The organism is Corynebacterium sp. HMSC065H09, from assembly GCF_001812845.1.
GTDB lineage: Bacteria > Actinomycetota > Actinomycetes > Mycobacteriales > Mycobacteriaceae > Corynebacterium > Corynebacterium jeikeium_D.
On the sequence record NZ_KV810585.1, the window covers coordinates 253,096 to 269,135 of the forward strand.

The window sequence follows — 16,040 nt, forward strand, 5'->3', positions numbered from 1 at the left end:
TGAAGATCTCGGTGGGCGCCGTATGTGTGGCATCATCCCGGGGCGAGCGCACATGGCACGGTTGAAGCTGGGGTACCGGGAGGCTGTGGCGCTGACTGATTCTGTGCTGTGCCCGGTAGGAACGCGCGTGCGCGGTCACGAGTTCCACAAGACAGCCCTAACCGATGACACCGCAAGTGTCGCTGCTGCGGCCGGGTGGCAACCAGCCTGGGGTTGGCGTGGATATCAAGGCGAAACAGTTCGCGACGGCTTCGTTTCCGAGTCTGGGCGGATTCATGCCGGTTACCTGCATGTTCATCCGGCGGGTGCGCCGGGGAACGTCAGTCGCTTTGTCGCTTCGTGCGCCGGGTAAAGTGTTAGCTATGAGTTTGCTTCTCAAAGACTACGGTGTGTTGGTGATTGGCGGTTCCACGGCTGCAGAGCGCGTGATTCCTCGGCTGTTGGACTCTGGCGCTGATGTCACTGTGTGTGAAGGTGGGGAAGTAACAACTGCGATTGAGGCCTGGGCTGCAGACGGCCGTATTACTTTGACCCGCACCGGTTTTACCGAGGCGATGAGCTGGGGCAAGGCTCTCATGGTCTGCTGTGACGAGGCGTTGTTGCGTGAGGTGACTCTAGAGGGACACCGCCGAGGTATTCTCGTCGACGATGAAACCGGGGCTTCCAGCCCGCTTACTCCTGTGGCGCTGACCGGCCGTCGCGCGTCGCGCGCTGGGGACCTCGCTGGTCAGGTCGCACTCGTAGGCGGTGGCCCGGGCGACCCCGGTCTGATTACCGTTGAGGGGCGTCGCTTGCTCCGGCTTGCCGACGTTGTCGTTGCAGACCACCTCGGTCCACTGTCGCTGCTCGGTGACTTGGAGCCGGATGTCGAGATTATTGATGCCGGCAAGCTTCCTTACGGCCGCGCCATGGCTCAGGAGCGCATCAATGAACTGCTAGTTCATCGTGCCCGTGAGGGCTACTTTGTGGTCCGGCTCAAGGGTGGCGATCCGTACATCTTCGGCCGCGGTTTTGAAGAGCTTCAGGAGCTGCAGAAGGCTGGGGTACCGGTTCGCGTTGTGCCGGGTATTACTTCAGCACTGGCGGTACCGGGGACGATTGGCATCCCAGTTACTATGCGTGGCGTCAACCATGAATTCACTGTTGTGTCCGGTCACGTCCCACCGGGGCACAGGAAATCGCTGGTCAATTGGGATGCGCTGGGCCGGATGCACGGCACTATTGCCATCATTATGGGAGTTAAGAACGGGCCAAAGATTGCCGAGGCTCTGATGAAGGCCGGCCGCAGCCCGAAGACTCCGGCTGCGGTCATCCAGGACGGCACGCTGCCGAATCAGAGGTCGCTACGCTGCACACTCGGCGAGCTTGGCGAGAAAATGGTCGAAGAGGCAATCAAGCCGCCCGCGGTTATCGTCATCGGTGAAGTCGCCGGTCTGGATGAGGGCGATGAGTAAGAACAACAAGTTGAGCAACAACAAGTCGAGGAAGCGTGAGCCAGAGCAGCAAAAGGCAGGGCTTGTTACCCGACTGCTTGCCGACGATCAGCTGCGTAGCGCCATCTGGATGGGCGCTGCGACCTTCCTGGTGTTCTACCTCGGAACCATGATCATCTTCCGACTCCTTCTCCTCGGCGGAGAAGGATCGCGATACGACAGCATTTTCATCGCTATTATCGCTCTGATTGCCGCCATTGTGGCAGGCCGAAAGCGCTACAACGACGACATTTAGTTTTCCGGGACGCGGAAGATGAGGGTGTCGTCGTCAAGCGAGACGTCGTATCCTGCGGCGCGTGCGATGTCGACGGCCTCTGTGGGGGAGGTCGGTGTCGTGTCGGAAAGGGCGATGGCGCGGGCAAATAGGCCCTTGTAGTGCTTGTTGAAGTGGCTGACGATTTTGCCCTCGGCGGTGAGCACGGTCATCGTTGTCGCGCTCTTGACTTTGCCCAAATTGGCGTAGGTGCCGGAACGAAGGTCGATGAGGAAGTCGACATCATTGAGAGCCTCGGTGATGGCGGTACCCCAACGGCGCTTCATTGTGGGAGCCGCGTCGGCAGGCTGATCCGCGAAGGGGAGCTTGACCGTACCAGAGAGACGGTAGTGGGGGATGAGGTCGTCCCCGCCAATGACACCGAAGAGCGCTGACCCGATGGCGAGTCGAGCACGGCCGGTTTCCGGCAAATCGCTGGGGGAGAGTGCGTCGTAGAGCACCCCGGTATAACGCTCGAGAGCCGGCATGGTCGGCGACTCTAGGAGCGCGGCATTAGCTGTGACTTCGTCAGCAAGCCGTGGCCCCAGCTTCAGTGTTTCCATCGCGGCTTCCCTGTTCGCACTTAGCGCCACGAGATCGGCTGCAATGCGCTCGCGGATGGGGTTGAGGGAGCCGAAGCTCAGCGAGGAAAAGTCTACTGCGGGATGGCTGCCACCAGTGGCTTTGGTTTCAGAGGGGGGTAGGACTACGAGCATGGGCACCATAGTAATGCCCCGCATGTTGCGAAGAATGATCGACGGGTAAAATCAGCATTCATGATTACGCGAATGTCCCAGCTGTTCCTGCGCACACTGCGCGAGGATCCAGCTGACGCCGAGGTCCCTAGCCACAAGCTGCTCGTCCGTGCCGGCTACATCCGGCGAACTGCCCCTGGTGTGTACTCCTGGCTGCCACTGGGCTTGAAGGTTCTGCGCAACGTAGAGAAGGTTGTGCGCGAGGAGATGGAAGGCATTGGCGCACAGGAGCTGGCATTCCCTGCACTGCTCCCGCGTGAACCGTACGAGGCGACGAATCGGTGGACCGAATACGGCCCCGAGCTGTTCCGTCTGAAGGATCGCAAGGGCGCGGACTACCTGCTGGGGCCGACGCACGAAGAGATGTTCGCGCTGGCTGTCAAGGATCTTTTCAGCTCCTACAAGGATTTCCCGACGACGCTGTTTCAGATTCAGACCAAGTACCGCGACGAGGCTCGCCCGCGCGCTGGTATTCTGCGTGGCCGCGAGTTCGTGATGAAGGACTCTTATTCCTTCGACATGGACGACGAGGGGCTGGAGAATTCTTATCAGCAGCACCGCGGTGCCTACCAGCGAATTTTTGACCGGCTGGGCATTAAGTACGAAATCTGCCACGCCACCTCCGGCGCTATGGGCGGTTCGGCCTCCGAGGAGTTCCTGGCTGTTAGCGAAAGTGGCGAAGACTCCTTCGTAGTCTCCACCGACGGTGAGTACGCCGCCAATGTGGAAGCCGTGAAGATTCCGGCAGTTGAACCGCAGCCGATTGAGGGACAACCGGAGGCGAAGGTTTACGAGTCTCCGAACTGCACCACAATCGCAGCACTTGTTGATTGGGCCAATGGTGCGGACCTCGGACGCGAGGTCACTGCTGCCGATACTTTGAAGTGCGTTCTCGTCGCCGTCGACCCGAAGAAGGTCGATAAGGAGGGCAACGCCCTGCCGGAACAGCTCACCGCAATCCTGGTTCCCGGTGACCGTGAGGTCGATGAAAAGCGTCTTGAAGTCGCATTTGAACCGGGTGAGGCGCGCTTGCTGGAGGACAAGGACTTCGCAGCCAATGACTTCCTGATCAAGGGCTACGTCGGCCCGCAGGGGCTCGCCGATCGCGGTGTGAAGGTCCTAGCTGACCCCCGCGTGGCGGAGGGCACAAATTGGATTACAGGAGCCAACGAGGAAGGCAAGCACATCGTCGATGTGGTCGCTGGTCGCGACTTCCAGATTGATGGTATTTGCGATGTCGCAGAGGTGCGTGACGGCGACCCGGCTCCGGAGGGGCATGGCACGCTAAAGATCGAGCGCGGAATCGAGATCGGTCACATTTTCCAGTTGGGCCGCAAGTACACCAACGCCTTTGAAATCGACATCCTCGATGTCAACGGTAAGCGTGCTCGTCCGACGATGGGGTCCTACGGCATTGGCGTGTCCCGCCTGGTCGCTGTCCTCGCGGAACAGCAGTTGGATGAAAAGGGCCTCAAGTGGCCAGTTGCCGCGGCACCGTACAAGGTTCACATCGCTGTGGCCGGCAAGAACGCCGAAGCAGCTGAGGCCGCTGAACAGCTGGCGGAAGACCTCAGCCAGCAGGGCATTGAGGTGCTTTTCGACGACCGTCCGAAGGTCAGCCCCGGTGTGAAGTTCAAGGACGCCGAGCTGCTGGGTATGCCGTTTGTGGTCATCTTTGGCCGTGGCTACGCGGACGGCAAGGTGGAGCTGCGTAACCGCCTGACCAACGAGACCGACGAGGTCGCCGCTGACGGCATTGCAGCTCACGTCGCGGAGCTGGTTCGCAAGGCTTAGAGCCCGGGCAACGGCTCCAAGTTGTTGCCACCTAGCGCTGCCGCTCCGGCGGCAGCCACGCCAGCTGCCTGCAGCGCGAACATACGCATCCGAGGGTTATTAGCAGCGAGCAATACGTCTTCCCACGCCTGGGCACAATAGCGCTCCAATGCAATCATGTAATCGACGGGTGCCGTATCTGGCGAAGGAGCGCCTTCCGGCATATAGCCAGGTGCGCTCTCCGGCACCTCAACGTCGGAATCCTCCAAAATTAGTCGGGCACGATCGCGCAAAATTCGGTGGCGCTCGCCACGGGCCAAAAGTGCAGTAGTGGTATCGCCTCCGACACGTGGTGCGGCTACGCCGACACCGTAAATCATCATGTATTCGGCTTGCAGTGCCTTAGTCATCTGTTCTTCGGCACCCGAGATTTCATCCCTGTCACTGGGAATCAATGGGACAAGCTCCTCCCACTCAGCGCCCGCAACACGCAGAGCGAGGACGATACCGCCATCGACAGCCGTGGCGAGGCGCGCAGTGTGCTCCTCCCGCAATGCAGTGCGTGAATCCAGGGCATTCGTCAGTACGGGATTGTTTCGCGAGTCCGTGAGCAGTAGCTTCGCGTCGGAACCGGTAACCAGGGATCCTGGGACTGCTACGTCCGAGCCACATTCATCGACAGGTTTACCGTCCTTGTGGGTGCCGCAGGCGCGTGTGATTTCCTTATCCAGTTCGGTAACCTGCGCGGAGCGCACCGCTGCGAGGTCAGGATTGGCGTCGCTAAGCGACTGTGCATCGCGCGCCGCCAGCGCATGGAGAACCTCAATGGCGTAATCGGGGCGCGGTGCCACCAGATGCGAGCACGCGGAAAGCGCAGGAAGTGATCCCACGGCGAGGGCAGCAGCGAGGAAGCCACGGCGCGAGAGAGTACGAGTGCGATGCGATGCGGAAGCAAAACTGGGGGAGGGAGGTTCAACAATCACCTCACTATGGTGCCACGGCGGGCGGCACTTTGTGTCAATGCGGTATGTGGAAAGCGCCCAGGTGCGCAATTCCTAGTACTTGACCTGTAGACTCTACGACTATGGCGATACCCGCACCCGAGAAAATTGAACAGTTTGTGAGCCCGGCGCTCGCACAAATCGGCCTGGATGTGGAAGATGTCAAGGTCGTTCGCGCCGGCGCAAAGTCACAGGTCATTGTGTTAGTTGACGCAGATGAGCGTCCTGACCTCGATGTTCTGGAACAGGCCACGTATGAAGTATCTTCGGCTCTGGATGCCGCGGAGGCACGTGGTGAAGCGGACTTCGGCGCTCAGGGCTACACCTTGGAAGTTTCCACTCCTGGTATTGACGCACCGCTGACCCAGCCTCGGCACTGGCGTCGTAACCGTGGTCGTATTGCGGAGATTTCGCTTGCCGACGGTTCCGCGATTGCAGCCCGCATTGGTGCGCTGTCGCCGGATGAAGAATCCATCATTCTCGTTACCTCTAAGGGGCCAAAGGGACGTTTGAAGGCTGTTGGCCAGCGTGTCCAATTAACCAATGTGGCCCGTGCAGTGGTACAAGTTGAATTCTCTAATCCGCCCGCAGCCGAGAAGGATTTTGCGGGACTAGACTATGACGATGCCTTGACCAGGCTGGAGGATAACAAGTGAAGATTGAACTAGCTGCCCTGCGAACCTTGGAAAAGGAAAAGGGTATTCCTGTCGACGAAATGCTGGGACTGGTCGCCCGAGCATTGCGTGAAAGCTACCGTAACACCACCGCACCGGCACAGTATGCGCGCGTCGAAATCGACCGTGAGACCGGTGACGTCATAGTCTTTGCCCAGGAGCGAGACGACGAGGGCAATCTCATCTCCGAATGGGACGACACTCCGGAGGACTTCGAGCGTACCGCTGCATTCGCTGTTCGTCAGACCATCCTTTCGCGTCTGCGGGATGCGGAGAGCGATAAGGTTCTCGACGAATACGCAGACCTGTCTAATCAGGTCATTTCCGGCGTGGTCCAGCGCGATGTCTATGCCAATGAAAAGGGCATTGTCGTCGTCCACATCGGTTCGGAGGCCAACGGCCGAGACGGTATTCTGATGCCGGCTGAGCAGCTGCCAGGTGAGGAACTCAAGCACGGTGACCGCATCAAGTGCTACGTCGTCGGTGTGAACAAGACACCGCGCGGTGTTGCGATTCACCTGTCACGCACGCATCCGGAGCTCATTCGTAAGCTCTTCGAACTTGAAGTTCCGGAAGTTGCCGATGGGGCAGTGGAATTGATTTCCATTGCGCGCGAGGCCGGTCACCGCACCAAGGTTGCTGTACGCCCCACGGTCAAGGGCCTCAACGCTAAGGGCGCCTGCATTGGGCCCCGCGGTCAGCGTGTGAACTCGATTATGAATGAGCTCAAGGGCGAGAAGATTGACATCATCGACTACGACGAGGATCCGGCGAAGTTCGTTGGTAACTCGCTGGCGCCCGCCAAGGTAGTTAGTGTCAAGATTCTGGACATGGACGAGCGCCGTGCACACGTTGTGGTGCCCGACTACCAGCTCTCTCTTGCTATCGGCAAGGAGGGACAGAATGCCCGTCTGGCGGCTCGTCTGACCGGCTGGCGAATCGATATCCACTCCGACGCGGAGTAGACACAACGTCAGCGTCCCAGCGGTTGCGAAAGTGGCGGGAAAGTGCCTAGGGGGTTGGCACTTTTCCGCCTTTTCGGGTTATGCTGGGAGGTGGCCAAACGACAAGGCGTGATTTTCCTATGCGAATTTTCGCGCTGAATTTCTTAGCAGGAAGGTGGGTGCGTCAGGAGTATGACGACTTCGCGGGTGCTAAACCCGAATTCGACAACTCATACGCCTGCACCCACACGTACCTGTATTGCAACTAAGCAGCGCCACAATTGCTCGGAGCTGCTACGCATTGTCGCCACCACCCGTTCAGATGGCTCAGTAGCCGTCGTTGCTGATCCGCATCGTCGGATGCAGGGGCGAGGTGCCTGGATCACCCCAACACTAAAGGCTTGGGAGATCGCCGACAAGCGCCGTGCATTTGGCCGCGCACTGAAGGTATCTACGCAGGTAGATGCGTTTCCGGTTAAACAGTTTATCGCCACGCACTACGAAGCGGCGGAGGGTTTCGCCCCCGCTGACGATGTGCGTGTCGCTAAGCAGGGAGGCAGGAAAAATGACAACAGAAAGACCTGAACACTGATGAGCACACGATGAAGCATCAGCGATGAACGGCAATAGATAAGAGGGAGCCCTGCAGGCGCTCTCGGTGCGCGGACAAATCCGCCATCGGGCGCTGCTCGGCCCCCACTAGTGAGGAGAGCAGTGTCCGGAAAGCTACGTGTCCATGAGCTCGCTAAGCAGCTCGGGGTCACCAGCAAAGAACTACTCGCCGAGCTGAAGGCTCAGGGCGAGTTTGTTAAGACCGCTTCTTCGACGGTGGAACCACCCGTCGTCAGGAAGATGAAGAAGGTCTACGAAGAGAAGAATGCTGGCGCAGGTGCTGACGCGTCTGCCCAGGCCCCAACTACCAAGGCTGCTGCTAAGTCGGGTGCCAAGCCAGCTGCAAAACCAGGCGCTAAGCCTGCTGCACCAGCGGCGGCAAAGCCGGGTGCCAAGCCAGCTGCACCGTCCCGTTCGCCGAAGCCGGGACAAGAAATGCCACGCCCGCCGAAGCCTGCTGGCCCGAAGCCAGGGCCGAAGCCAGGCGCACGCGCACCGCGTGTGGCGAACAACCCATTCTCGACCGGCGGATCCTCCCGTCCGGCACCGCGGCCGTCCAACATGCCGCGTCCGCAGGGTGGAAACGGCCGTCCGGGCCCGAAGCCGGGAGCACGCCAGGGTGGCCCTCGCCCGCAGGGTGGAAACGGCCGTCCGGGCCCGAAACCGGGAGCACGCCAGGGTGGCCCTCGCCCGCAGGGTGGACAGGGCCGCGGTAATAAGCCGAGCGGCAATCGTCCGACTCCGGCAATGATGCCTTCGCACCCGAACCCGGGGCAGATGCCTGCAAAGGCAAGCCGCGGTGGCGGTGGCGGTGGCTTCGGCGGCCGTGGTCGCGGCCCGGGTGGCCCGGGTGGCGGACCGCGCGGTGGTCGCGGCGGACGTCGCGGTGGAACTGCAGGTGCATTCGGGCGACCAGGAGGCGCCCCGCGTCGCGGACGTAAGTCGAAGCGTCAGAAGCGCAACGAGTACGAGGCAATGCAGGCACCATCCGTGGTAGGCGGCGTTAAGCTGCCCAACGGTAAGGGCACGACCATTCGCCTCGCACGTGGTGCATCCCTGTCTGACTTCGCTGAGAAGATTAACGCCGATGCAGCATCGCTGGTCCAGGCGTTGTTCAACCTCGGCGAAATGGTGACGGCAACTGCATCGGTCTCCGACGAGACCCTGCAGCTGCTCGGCGACGAGATGGATTACAAGGTCCAGGTCGTCTCGCCTGAGGATGAGGACCGCGAGCTCCTCGAGTCCTTCGACCTCCAGTTCGGTGAGGACGAGGGCGACGATGAGGACCTGGAGCAGCGCCCGCCAGTGGTAACTGTGATGGGTCACGTCGACCACGGTAAGACGCGCCTGTTGGACACGATTCGTAAGGCCAACGTCGGTGGCCACGAGTCCGGTGGTATTACCCAGCACATCGGTGCCTACCAGGTGCCGGTGGAGCTCGACGGTGAGAAGCGCAAGGTTACCTTCTTGGATACCCCGGGTCACGAGGCGTTTACCGCCATGCGTGCTCGTGGTGCCAAGTCGACCGATATCGCGATTCTGGTTGTTGCAGCTGATGACGGCGTCATGCCGCAGACGGTTGAGGCTATTAACCACGCCAAGGCCGCTGATGTGCCGATTGTCGTTGCAGTCAACAAGATTGATAAAGAAACTGCAGATCCGCAGAAAATTCGTGGTCAGCTGACTGAATACGGTCTCACTGACGAAGAGTGGGGCGGCGACACTATGTTCGTCGATATCTCCGCTAAGCAAGGTCTCAACATCGATCAGCTTCTCGAAGCAGTGCTGTTGACTGCCGATGCTTCGCTGGATCTGCGCGCCAATCCGGATATGGACGCTCAGGGTGTCGCCATTGAGGCTCACCTTGACCGTGGCCGTGGTCCGGTGGCAACCGTTATCGTTCAGCGCGGTACGTTGCGCGTCGGTGATTCCATCGTTGTCGGTGACGCATATGGTCGTGTTCGCCGCATGGTCGATGAGTACGGCAACGACGTCGATGAGGCCGGTCCTTCCTGTCCGGTTCAGGTGCTCGGCCTGACCTCCGTACCGGGTGCTGGTGACAACCTCCTGGTTGTTGACGAGGATCGTACGGCCCGCCAGATTGCAGACCGCCGCGACGCACGTCGTCGTAATGCGCTGCAAGCACGTCGTCGCAAGCGCGTCTCCCTGGAGAACCTGGACGAGATCCTGAAGGAGACCAACACCCTCAACCTGATCCTGAAGGGCGACAACGCCGGTACCGTCGAGGCACTGGAAGAAGCCCTGCTCAAGATCGAGGTCGACGACGAGGTCGCACTGAACATCATCGACCGTGGTGTCGGTGCTGTTACTCAGACCAACGTCACGCTGGCTGCTGCGTCTGACGCCGTCATCATCGGCTTCAACGTTCGCTCCGAGGGTAAGGCCACAGAGGTTGCCAACGCTGAGGGCGTTGACATCCGCTACTACACGGTGATTTACCGTGCTATCGAGGATGTTGAGGCTGCTCTGAAGGGCATGCTCAAGCCGGTCTACGAGGAGAAGGAGATTGGTCGTGCAGAGATTCGCGCCATCTTCAAGTCCTCCGCAGTTGGCCTCATCGCCGGCTGTATGGTCGAGTCCGGCAAGGTCCGCCGCAACGCGAAGGCTCGCCTGGTTCGTGACGGCAACGTCATTACGGATTCGGCGACTATCGAGTCGCTGAAGCGAGAGAAGGACGATGCTACCGAGGTCGCAGCCGGTTACGAGTGCGGTATGGTGCTGTCTTACCCGGACATCCAGGTGGACGACGTTATCGAGGTCTACGAGATGGTCGAGGTTCCGCGCACGTAGCAACGTAAGCTAAACACTGCGTGAACTTTGATAAGGCGCTCCCTTCGGGGAGCGCCTTTTTGCGTATCGTGTTCGTTATGGGCTTCAAAACTAATCTCTTTGCACTCTCAGATGAACTGCCGCGAACGAATATTTTGAATTATCCTCCTGCGAGCGCAGAGGAGACTCTTGCGCAATTGGACAAGATTTGGCCAGGGAAATTCGCCTTTGATTCCGAAGAAACCATTGAGGATGGTCATAATTGGTACTTCCACGCGGTAGCGTTTGGGCCAACGCTGCTTTTCGGGACCGACGACGTATACGACCTTATTGAGGACCCAGCGTTGGCGAACGATCCTCGCGAAAGTTGGTCACTGTGCATCAATAGTGTTGTCGATTTCTGCCACTATAAGACTCCTACCAGGGAATTAGAAGCAAGCTGCGAAGACTATGATTTTGACATGCAGCGGTTTTTCAGCTCTGGACGACTGTTGGATTTTGAGGTACCGTTCGCTAACGGTGAACACGTCGAGGTACTACATCCGACGGATGTGGCTGAATGGGAACAAACCCATGGCAGTGTGGCGCCCAAGGATAAAAATGGTGAGGTAAGTTACCTTTTCCATCCGCTGGAGCTAGGTAATGCTGCGGTTAAATGGATTTTCGGCATCGAGGGAGAAACACCATTGCAGGATAGTGTGATGGATTCACTGCCTGACTGCTCCCATGTTAATGGGTTACCGATGTACAACTTCGTGGAGCGCCGTTAAGAGCGTACGGGTAGGCTGCGTTTCAGCTGCGCAATTCCGTAGTAGCGACTCCCCATGCCGTCGATGACATCGATGGTGGTGGCAGTGTTGTCGTGATGATTAATGGGTTAATAACAAAGGGCGAGCGTGCGGCGAAGCAATTGACTGCACTCGGTAAACGGGTGCGGGCGAAGTCGCGAAACATGCGGTTCGAAGTTGAGTAGTGTTTTGCGTGTTAGTATTAGCAGTCCTTTGTATTGAACCGTTTTGCCGGATCCCAAATGGGTCTTTGTCAGCGAAGGGGCACTTCAGGCCCCACGCTAAATGGGGTCTAGCTACGAATCGTTACGCACAGGTAGAGATAGATAGGGAGTAGCCAAAAATGGCAGATCCAGCACGCGCGCGCAGGCTGTCCAAGCGTATTCAGGAGATTGTCGCCAGCGCAATTGAGCGTGAGATTAAGGACCGGCGGCTGGAGTTTGTGACTATCACCGACTGCCGCGTCACCGGCGATTTGCACGACGCCACAGTTTTCTACACTGTGCGCGGACGTACGCTCGACGAGGAACCGGACTACGAGTCGGCAGCAGCAGCGCTGGAAAAGGCGAAGGGGCAGCTACGTTCCCTGGTCGGTCGTGGCACCGGTGTGCGCTACACACCGACGCTGGCTTTTGAGGTTGACACGGTGCCGGAGATTTCCGCGCACCTTGAGGAGCTGCTCGATAAGACTCGCGCGCGCGACGCGGAATTGGCTGAGCAGGCTAGAAACGCAAAGCCCGCAGGCGATGCCAACCCATACCGCGACGAGGAGTAAAACTCTCCACCGGCCACATCTATCGATGAAAGGGGCACCCACGTGACCACTTCTCCGCAGGCTCAGGAGCAGGCAGCTCACCAGCTTTCCCAGGCGATTAATCGCCGCATGTCCAAGCCGATTCAGCAGATGCAGGATATGCTTGCCGACGCCAAGAAGGTCGGCGTCATTGCCCATGTTCACCCCGATGCGGATGCGATTGGTGCTGCATCTGCGATGGTCATGGCACTTGTACAGCGTGGCATTTCGGCTGTAGCCAGCTACGGTGAGAGCGATTTGCCAGCCAAGTCGCTGTTGACCATCCCCGGATGGGAGCGATTTGTCGAGTACACGGACTTGGATGAAGACATTGACACGTGGGTGACTGTCGACTGCGCAAGCCCGGGGCGCCTCGGTGCGCTGGAAGATCGCGTGATGGCCTCCGACCGCGTTATCAATGTTGACCATCACGCGACCAACACTCGCTTTGGGTCCGTCAACATGGTTGACGAACGCGCAGAGTCCTCGACCATGGTGCTCCTGGACTTCTTTGGTGTCTGGGGTATCAAGCTGACCACGCCGATGGCTCATGCTCTCTATGCAGGGCTGTTGACGGACACCGCATCGTTCCAGTTCGGCCATTCCCGCATGCACACTGCAGCGGCGCGCCTGCTGGATAAGGGGCTCAATCCGCGCACGATTGGTGCACAGCTGCTGGAAGAACATCCGTTTGCCTACCTTCCATTCCTGGGCAAGGTGCTTTCCACCGCGACATTGGTGCCCGAGTGGGGCGACGGCGCTGGCCTAATCCACGTCGTCATTGAGCACGACCAGACCGCCGAAGTTGGCCACGATGAGATTGAATCGGTCGTGGACATTGTGCGTACGACTAATGCGGCCGACGTCTGTGCCGTGCTTAAGGAGTATGAGCCAAACCAGTGGGCCGTCTCGCTGCGTTCTCGCGAGCTTGTCGATGTCTCCCAGGTCGCCCTGGAAATTGGCGGCGGTGGCCACGAGCGTGCCGCCGGTCTGACTCGGGAGTGCAGCAAGGATGAGCTGCTGCAGGCCATCCTGGACACCAGCGATGTCGCAGCCCAGGCACGCCGAGGCACGAGCGAGGCCTAGGGGATTGTCGGACTCGCGAGAAACTCAGGAGCGCACTGAGATTGAGCAAACTGGCATAGAGCGAACCGGGCACAGTGCGAAGTCAGATGTCAGCCTTCGCGCAATCGTTTCGCTGGCGCTGCCAGCGTTGGGTGTTCTTGCCGCGCCCGCACTCTATGTGCTGCTGGATACGGCTGTCATTGGTCGGCTTGGAGCTGTCCAGCTTGCGGCGCTTGCCGCTGGTTCGACGGTATTTTCCGTGGTAACTACGCAGCTCACTTTCTTGGCTTACGGCACGACCGCCCGATCAGCGCGAGCCTTTGGCAGGGGCAACGTGGACGAGGCGGTTGAAGAGGGATTGCAAGCGACGTGGGTCGCCATCTTTGTGGGCCTTAGCCTCTTTGCCATCATCGTGGGGTTGGCACCAGTATTTACCGGTTGGTTAGCTCCTCATCCGGAGGTCGCTCATGATGCCGGGCAGTGGTTGCGAGTTGCTGCCTTCGCCATTCCGCTGACGTTGATTGCGCAGGCTGGAAATGGTTGGTTGCGCGGTATCCAAAACACCCGCGCGCCGCTGCTATTTGTGCTCTCAGGCCTTGTTCCGGCCGCCATTGTGATTGTGCCGCTGGTCCGCGCCTTCGGCCTCGAGGGCTCTGCGCTGGCCGTTCTCTTCGGCGAATTGATTACCGGCGGACTGTTCCTCCGCAGTCTTTTCAAAGAGTGCTCTAGCCGCAAGCTTTCCATGCGCCCGAATGGCGCCATTATCAAAAGCCAGCTGGTCCTCGGCCGCGATCTCATCGTTCGCTCCTTGTCCTTCCAGGTAGCGTTCCTCTCCGCCGCAGCGGTTGCTGGCCGCGTTGGGCCGACCACGCTCGGTGGGCACCAGGTCATGCTGCAACTGTGGAACCTGATTTCGTTGGTGCTCGACTCGCTAGCGATTGCTGCACAGACGCTCGTCGGTGCAGCGTTGGGCGGTAGCTCCACGGCCGTTGCCCGCTGGACTGGCAAGCGCGTGACGGTCTGGTCAAGCGTCATTGCCCTCGGCCTAGCGGCTGTTTTCGCAGTAGGTAATGCCAGCATCGTCCGCATTTTTACCGACGCAACAGGCGTGATTGACGCAGTCACCGCCGGACCATGGTGGATTCTTGTCGCAATGATTCCTATCGGCGGTGTCGTCTTCGCGCTCGATGGCGTGTTGCTCGGCGCCGGCGACGCAGCCTTCCTCCGTAACGCCACCGTTAGCGCGGTCCTGTGCGGATTCCTCCCACCGGTCTGGCTGGCGCAGGCATTTGGCTGGGGGCTGACCGGCGTGTGGTGCGGTCTCTTGGCCTTCATGATTCTGCGACTAATCTTTGTCGCTACCCGTTTCCGTGGAGAGAAATGGTACGGCATCAGCGCATGAGTGTGCTTGCCGACGTCCAGGAGTATCTGGCCAGGCATTTGCCCGCCGGTAGCCGGCTAGTTATTGACTCCAATGCCGAGCGTCCGTTTAGTGATGCGGAATTGCAGCAGCTCCGTAGCGCTGAGTTGAGGCTGTCTGATAGTGCAGCACCTGTTCGAATCCGTGATTTCACCCGAGGGCGCCTCGCTGCGCATGAGGCGGTGCAACGGCTAGGAGAGCCTGCCCCACATGGGATTGGCATGTCGACCACCGGAGCGCCGCTGTGGCCGCGAGGAGTCGTGGGGTCAATTAGCCATTGCGACGGGGCCGTGGCAGCCGTGTCCGCGAGCGCTGAACAGCTGCAGGGGATTGGCATCGATGTCGAGGTCGAGCAGACTCTAGAGTTAGGAATCATCGAGGCAGTCTTGCGCACTGACGAAGCACGCCTTGACCCGCTGGTGCAATTTAGCGCCAAGGAATCAATGTACAAACTCTGGGAGCCGATAGTCGGGCAGTGGCTAGACTTCGACGAAGTCTCCGTCCAACTGCGAAAGAAACGGATAGCAGCGCGAGGTTTTTCCCGAGGACTCACAGGCGGACCTTTACAGCTAACGTTTCACCGTGAGATTCCCGACGCCTTCTGCGGAGTAAAAGGCTTCTGGGCTCGCGGTGCAGGCATCGTTGCAACCGCGGTGTGGCTCGAGCAGTCTTAAAATCCTTGAGAGGTAGTCACAGCGTGGCCGGGCGCACCACGAAGACCGTCTTAGCCCGTTTGCCAGATTCTGTGAGCAGCGCCGGAACCTTTCCCGTTGGTGACACCGCCGCATAGACTCCAGGTTTTCCGATCGGCTCCAGCCACTTGCCCTGAGCCAAATCAGCCGCCTGCTGTTCAGTAATTTCGCGGGTATCAAAGCAACGCAGGCAGGCCTCGTCCAGACTCATCGGCAGCAAGGAAGCGGCGCGCTCCGGGACTGGGCGTCGCATCTCCGCAATTTCTGGATGGGCGGTGTCGAACTGCTCGGCCTTCGCCGTGAGCTCGTCGATAGTCAACGCCTCATCAATAGTGAAAACGCCGGCGGCAGTACGCCGCAGAGCAGTGAGATGACCACCGACTCTCAGTGCATCCCCCAAGTCACGAGCTAGGGCGCGGATGAAAGTGCCGGCAGAGCAGTCGACCTCCACGTCGATATCGATGCACTCCCCGGGGCGCGAAGGATCGGAGTCGTGGCGGATGTCCAGAACCTCATAGCGGGTGATCGTCACTGGGCGCGCAGGGATATCGACCTTCTCACCACGGCGGATGCGCTCGTAGGCGCGGACACCGTCAATCTTCACCGCTGATACCGCCGCGGGTTTTTGCATGATTGTGCCGGTGAACTTCGCAATTTCCGCTCGAACCATTTCATCAGTCACCGATGCCGCCGAGGATTCGGAGAGCAACTCGCCTTCGGCGTCGTCGGTAAGCGTGGCAGCGCCGAGTCGAATGGTGGCTTGGTAGGACTTCGTGTCGGCGTGGACATGTGGCAGGAAACGGGTGCCGCGGCCGATGCCGAGGACGAGCACACCGGTGGCCATTGGGTCGAGGGTACCGGAGTGGCCGACCTTCTTGGTGCGGAAGATGCGACGGAGTTTGCCCACTACATCGTGGCTTGTCCAGCCTTGGGGCTTGTCGACGATGACAATGCCGGAGTCTGCAATCGGATCGAAGTCGGTCATAG

The 16,040-nt window shown here is 59.6% G+C and carries 15 protein-coding genes and 1 pseudogene; 13 read left to right on the top strand and 3 right to left on the bottom strand.

Translation table 11 applies throughout. The annotated features are described in order from the left end of the window. The 3 genes and pseudogenes from HMPREF2878_RS05040 to HMPREF2878_RS05050 form a co-directional block, all read left to right on the top strand. A pseudogene (locus tag HMPREF2878_RS05040) lies at window positions 1–352 on the top strand (cobyrinate a,c-diamide synthase); the annotation flags it as partial. Window positions 353–362: 10 nt separating this feature from the next. Then, window positions 363–1,454 carry a uroporphyrinogen-III C-methyltransferase gene (gene cobA / locus HMPREF2878_RS05045; protein ID WP_049170808.1) on the top strand — a complete coding sequence of 364 codons (1,092 nt, stop codon included), beginning with the start codon at window positions 363–365 and terminating at the stop codon, window positions 1,452–1,454. Further along, on the top strand, window positions 1,447–1,728 hold the full coding sequence (locus HMPREF2878_RS05050) for a hypothetical protein (protein ID WP_016422579.1): 282 nt from the start codon (window positions 1,447–1,449) through the stop codon (window positions 1,726–1,728). The genes cobA and HMPREF2878_RS05050 overlap by 8 nt, the downstream gene beginning before the upstream one ends. Here HMPREF2878_RS05050 and HMPREF2878_RS05055 read toward each other — a convergent pair. Further along, window positions 1,725–2,462, bottom strand: coding sequence for a YaaA family protein (locus HMPREF2878_RS05055; protein ID WP_042389272.1), 738 nt, complete (start codon window positions 2,460–2,462; stop codon window positions 1,725–1,727). The two genes, HMPREF2878_RS05050 and HMPREF2878_RS05055, sit on opposite strands and share 4 nt — an antisense overlap. Window positions 2,463–2,522: 60 nt before the next feature. On the opposite strand from HMPREF2878_RS05055, the gene HMPREF2878_RS05060 reads away from it, so the two are divergent. Next, window positions 2,523–4,295: a proline--tRNA ligase gene (locus HMPREF2878_RS05060; RefSeq protein ID WP_016422581.1), complete on the top strand. Its 1,773-nt coding sequence runs from the start codon at window positions 2,523–2,525 to the stop codon at window positions 4,293–4,295. Here the strand turns inward: HMPREF2878_RS05060 and HMPREF2878_RS05065 are convergent. Then, a complete protein-coding gene (locus tag HMPREF2878_RS05065) occupies window positions 4,292–5,257 on the bottom strand; it encodes a DUF4439 domain-containing protein (protein ID WP_049189652.1) in 966 nt (321 codons plus the stop codon). The genes HMPREF2878_RS05060 and HMPREF2878_RS05065 overlap by 4 nt on opposite strands. Window positions 5,258–5,358: 101 nt before the next feature. Here HMPREF2878_RS05065 and rimP point away from each other — a divergent pair, with 101 nt between their 5' ends. The 9 genes from rimP to HMPREF2878_RS05110 all read left to right on the top strand — a co-directional run bounded on the left by rimP (window position 5,359) and on the right by HMPREF2878_RS05110 (window position 15,035). Further along, complete coding sequence (gene rimP, locus HMPREF2878_RS05070) at window positions 5,359–5,931, top strand: ribosome maturation factor RimP (RefSeq protein WP_016422583.1); 573 nt, start codon at window positions 5,359–5,361, stop codon at window positions 5,929–5,931. After that, on the top strand, window positions 5,928–6,914 hold the full coding sequence (gene nusA / locus HMPREF2878_RS05075; RefSeq protein WP_016422584.1) for a transcription termination factor NusA: 987 nt from the start codon (window positions 5,928–5,930) through the stop codon (window positions 6,912–6,914). The genes rimP and nusA overlap by 4 nt, the downstream gene beginning before the upstream one ends. Before the next feature lie 171 nt (window positions 6,915–7,085). Next, a complete protein-coding gene (locus tag HMPREF2878_RS05080; protein ID WP_016422585.1) occupies window positions 7,086–7,478 on the top strand; it encodes a YlxR family protein in 393 nt (130 codons plus the stop codon). A 129-nt stretch (window positions 7,479–7,607) separates the two neighbouring features. Beyond that, window positions 7,608–10,316 (top strand): translation initiation factor IF-2, encoded by a 2,709-nt coding sequence (gene infB, locus HMPREF2878_RS05085; RefSeq protein WP_070652946.1) that lies wholly within the window; start codon window positions 7,608–7,610, stop codon window positions 10,314–10,316. A 20-nt stretch (window positions 10,317–10,336) separates the two neighbouring features. Continuing rightward, the gene (locus tag HMPREF2878_RS05090; protein ID WP_048733528.1) at window positions 10,337–11,065 is read left to right on the top strand and encodes a hypothetical protein; all 729 of its coding nucleotides are present in this window, start codon (window positions 10,337–10,339) and stop codon (window positions 11,063–11,065) included. A 361-nt stretch (window positions 11,066–11,426) separates the two neighbouring features. Beyond that, complete coding sequence (rbfA, locus tag HMPREF2878_RS05095) at window positions 11,427–11,858, top strand: 30S ribosome-binding factor RbfA (protein WP_016422588.1); 432 nt, start codon at window positions 11,427–11,429, stop codon at window positions 11,856–11,858. A 42-nt stretch (window positions 11,859–11,900) separates the two neighbouring features. After that, window positions 11,901–12,962 (top strand): DHH family phosphoesterase, encoded by a 1,062-nt coding sequence (locus HMPREF2878_RS05100; RefSeq protein WP_049170820.1) that lies wholly within the window; start codon window positions 11,901–11,903, stop codon window positions 12,960–12,962. A gap of 4 nt (window positions 12,963–12,966) precedes the next feature. After that, window positions 12,967–14,343, top strand: a complete 1,377-nt coding sequence (locus tag HMPREF2878_RS05105) for an MATE family efflux transporter (RefSeq protein ID WP_080969546.1) — start codon at window positions 12,967–12,969, stop codon at window positions 14,341–14,343. Next, window positions 14,322–15,035, top strand: coding sequence for a 4'-phosphopantetheinyl transferase family protein (locus HMPREF2878_RS05110; protein WP_049170823.1), 714 nt, complete (start codon window positions 14,322–14,324; stop codon window positions 15,033–15,035). The genes HMPREF2878_RS05105 and HMPREF2878_RS05110 overlap by 22 nt, the downstream gene beginning before the upstream one ends. A gap of 16 nt (window positions 15,036–15,051) precedes the next feature. Here HMPREF2878_RS05110 and truB read toward each other — a convergent pair whose 3' ends face one another. After that, on the bottom strand, window positions 15,052–16,038 hold the full coding sequence (truB, locus tag HMPREF2878_RS05115; protein ID WP_016422592.1) for a tRNA pseudouridine(55) synthase TruB: 987 nt from the start codon (window positions 16,036–16,038) through the stop codon (window positions 15,052–15,054). Between the last annotated feature and the right edge of the window lie 2 nt (window positions 16,039–16,040).

Bases quoted from the DNA above. Each gene is read 5' to 3' on its own strand.
- HMPREF2878_RS05050 (WP_016422579.1), top strand. From the start codon at position 1,447: ATGAGTAAGAACAACAAGTTGAGCAACAACAAGTCGAGGAAGCGTGAG.
- truB (WP_016422592.1), bottom strand. From the start codon at position 16,038: ATGACCGACTTCGATCCGATTGCAGACTCCGGCATTGTCATCGTCGAC.
- HMPREF2878_RS05060 (WP_016422581.1), top strand. From the start codon at position 2,523: ATGATTACGCGAATGTCCCAGCTGTTCCTGCGCACACTGCGCGAGGAT.
- cobA (WP_049170808.1), top strand. From the start codon at position 363: ATGAGTTTGCTTCTCAAAGACTACGGTGTGTTGGTGATTGGCGGTTCC.
- HMPREF2878_RS05055 (WP_042389272.1), bottom strand. From the start codon at position 2,462: ATGCTCGTAGTCCTACCCCCCTCTGAAACCAAAGCCACTGGTGGCAGC.
- rbfA (WP_016422588.1), top strand. From the start codon at position 11,427: ATGGCAGATCCAGCACGCGCGCGCAGGCTGTCCAAGCGTATTCAGGAG.
- rimP (WP_016422583.1), top strand. From the start codon at position 5,359: ATGGCGATACCCGCACCCGAGAAAATTGAACAGTTTGTGAGCCCGGCG.
- HMPREF2878_RS05080 (WP_016422585.1), top strand. From the start codon at position 7,086: ATGACGACTTCGCGGGTGCTAAACCCGAATTCGACAACTCATACGCCT.
- HMPREF2878_RS05110 (WP_049170823.1), top strand. From the start codon at position 14,322: ATGGTACGGCATCAGCGCATGAGTGTGCTTGCCGACGTCCAGGAGTAT.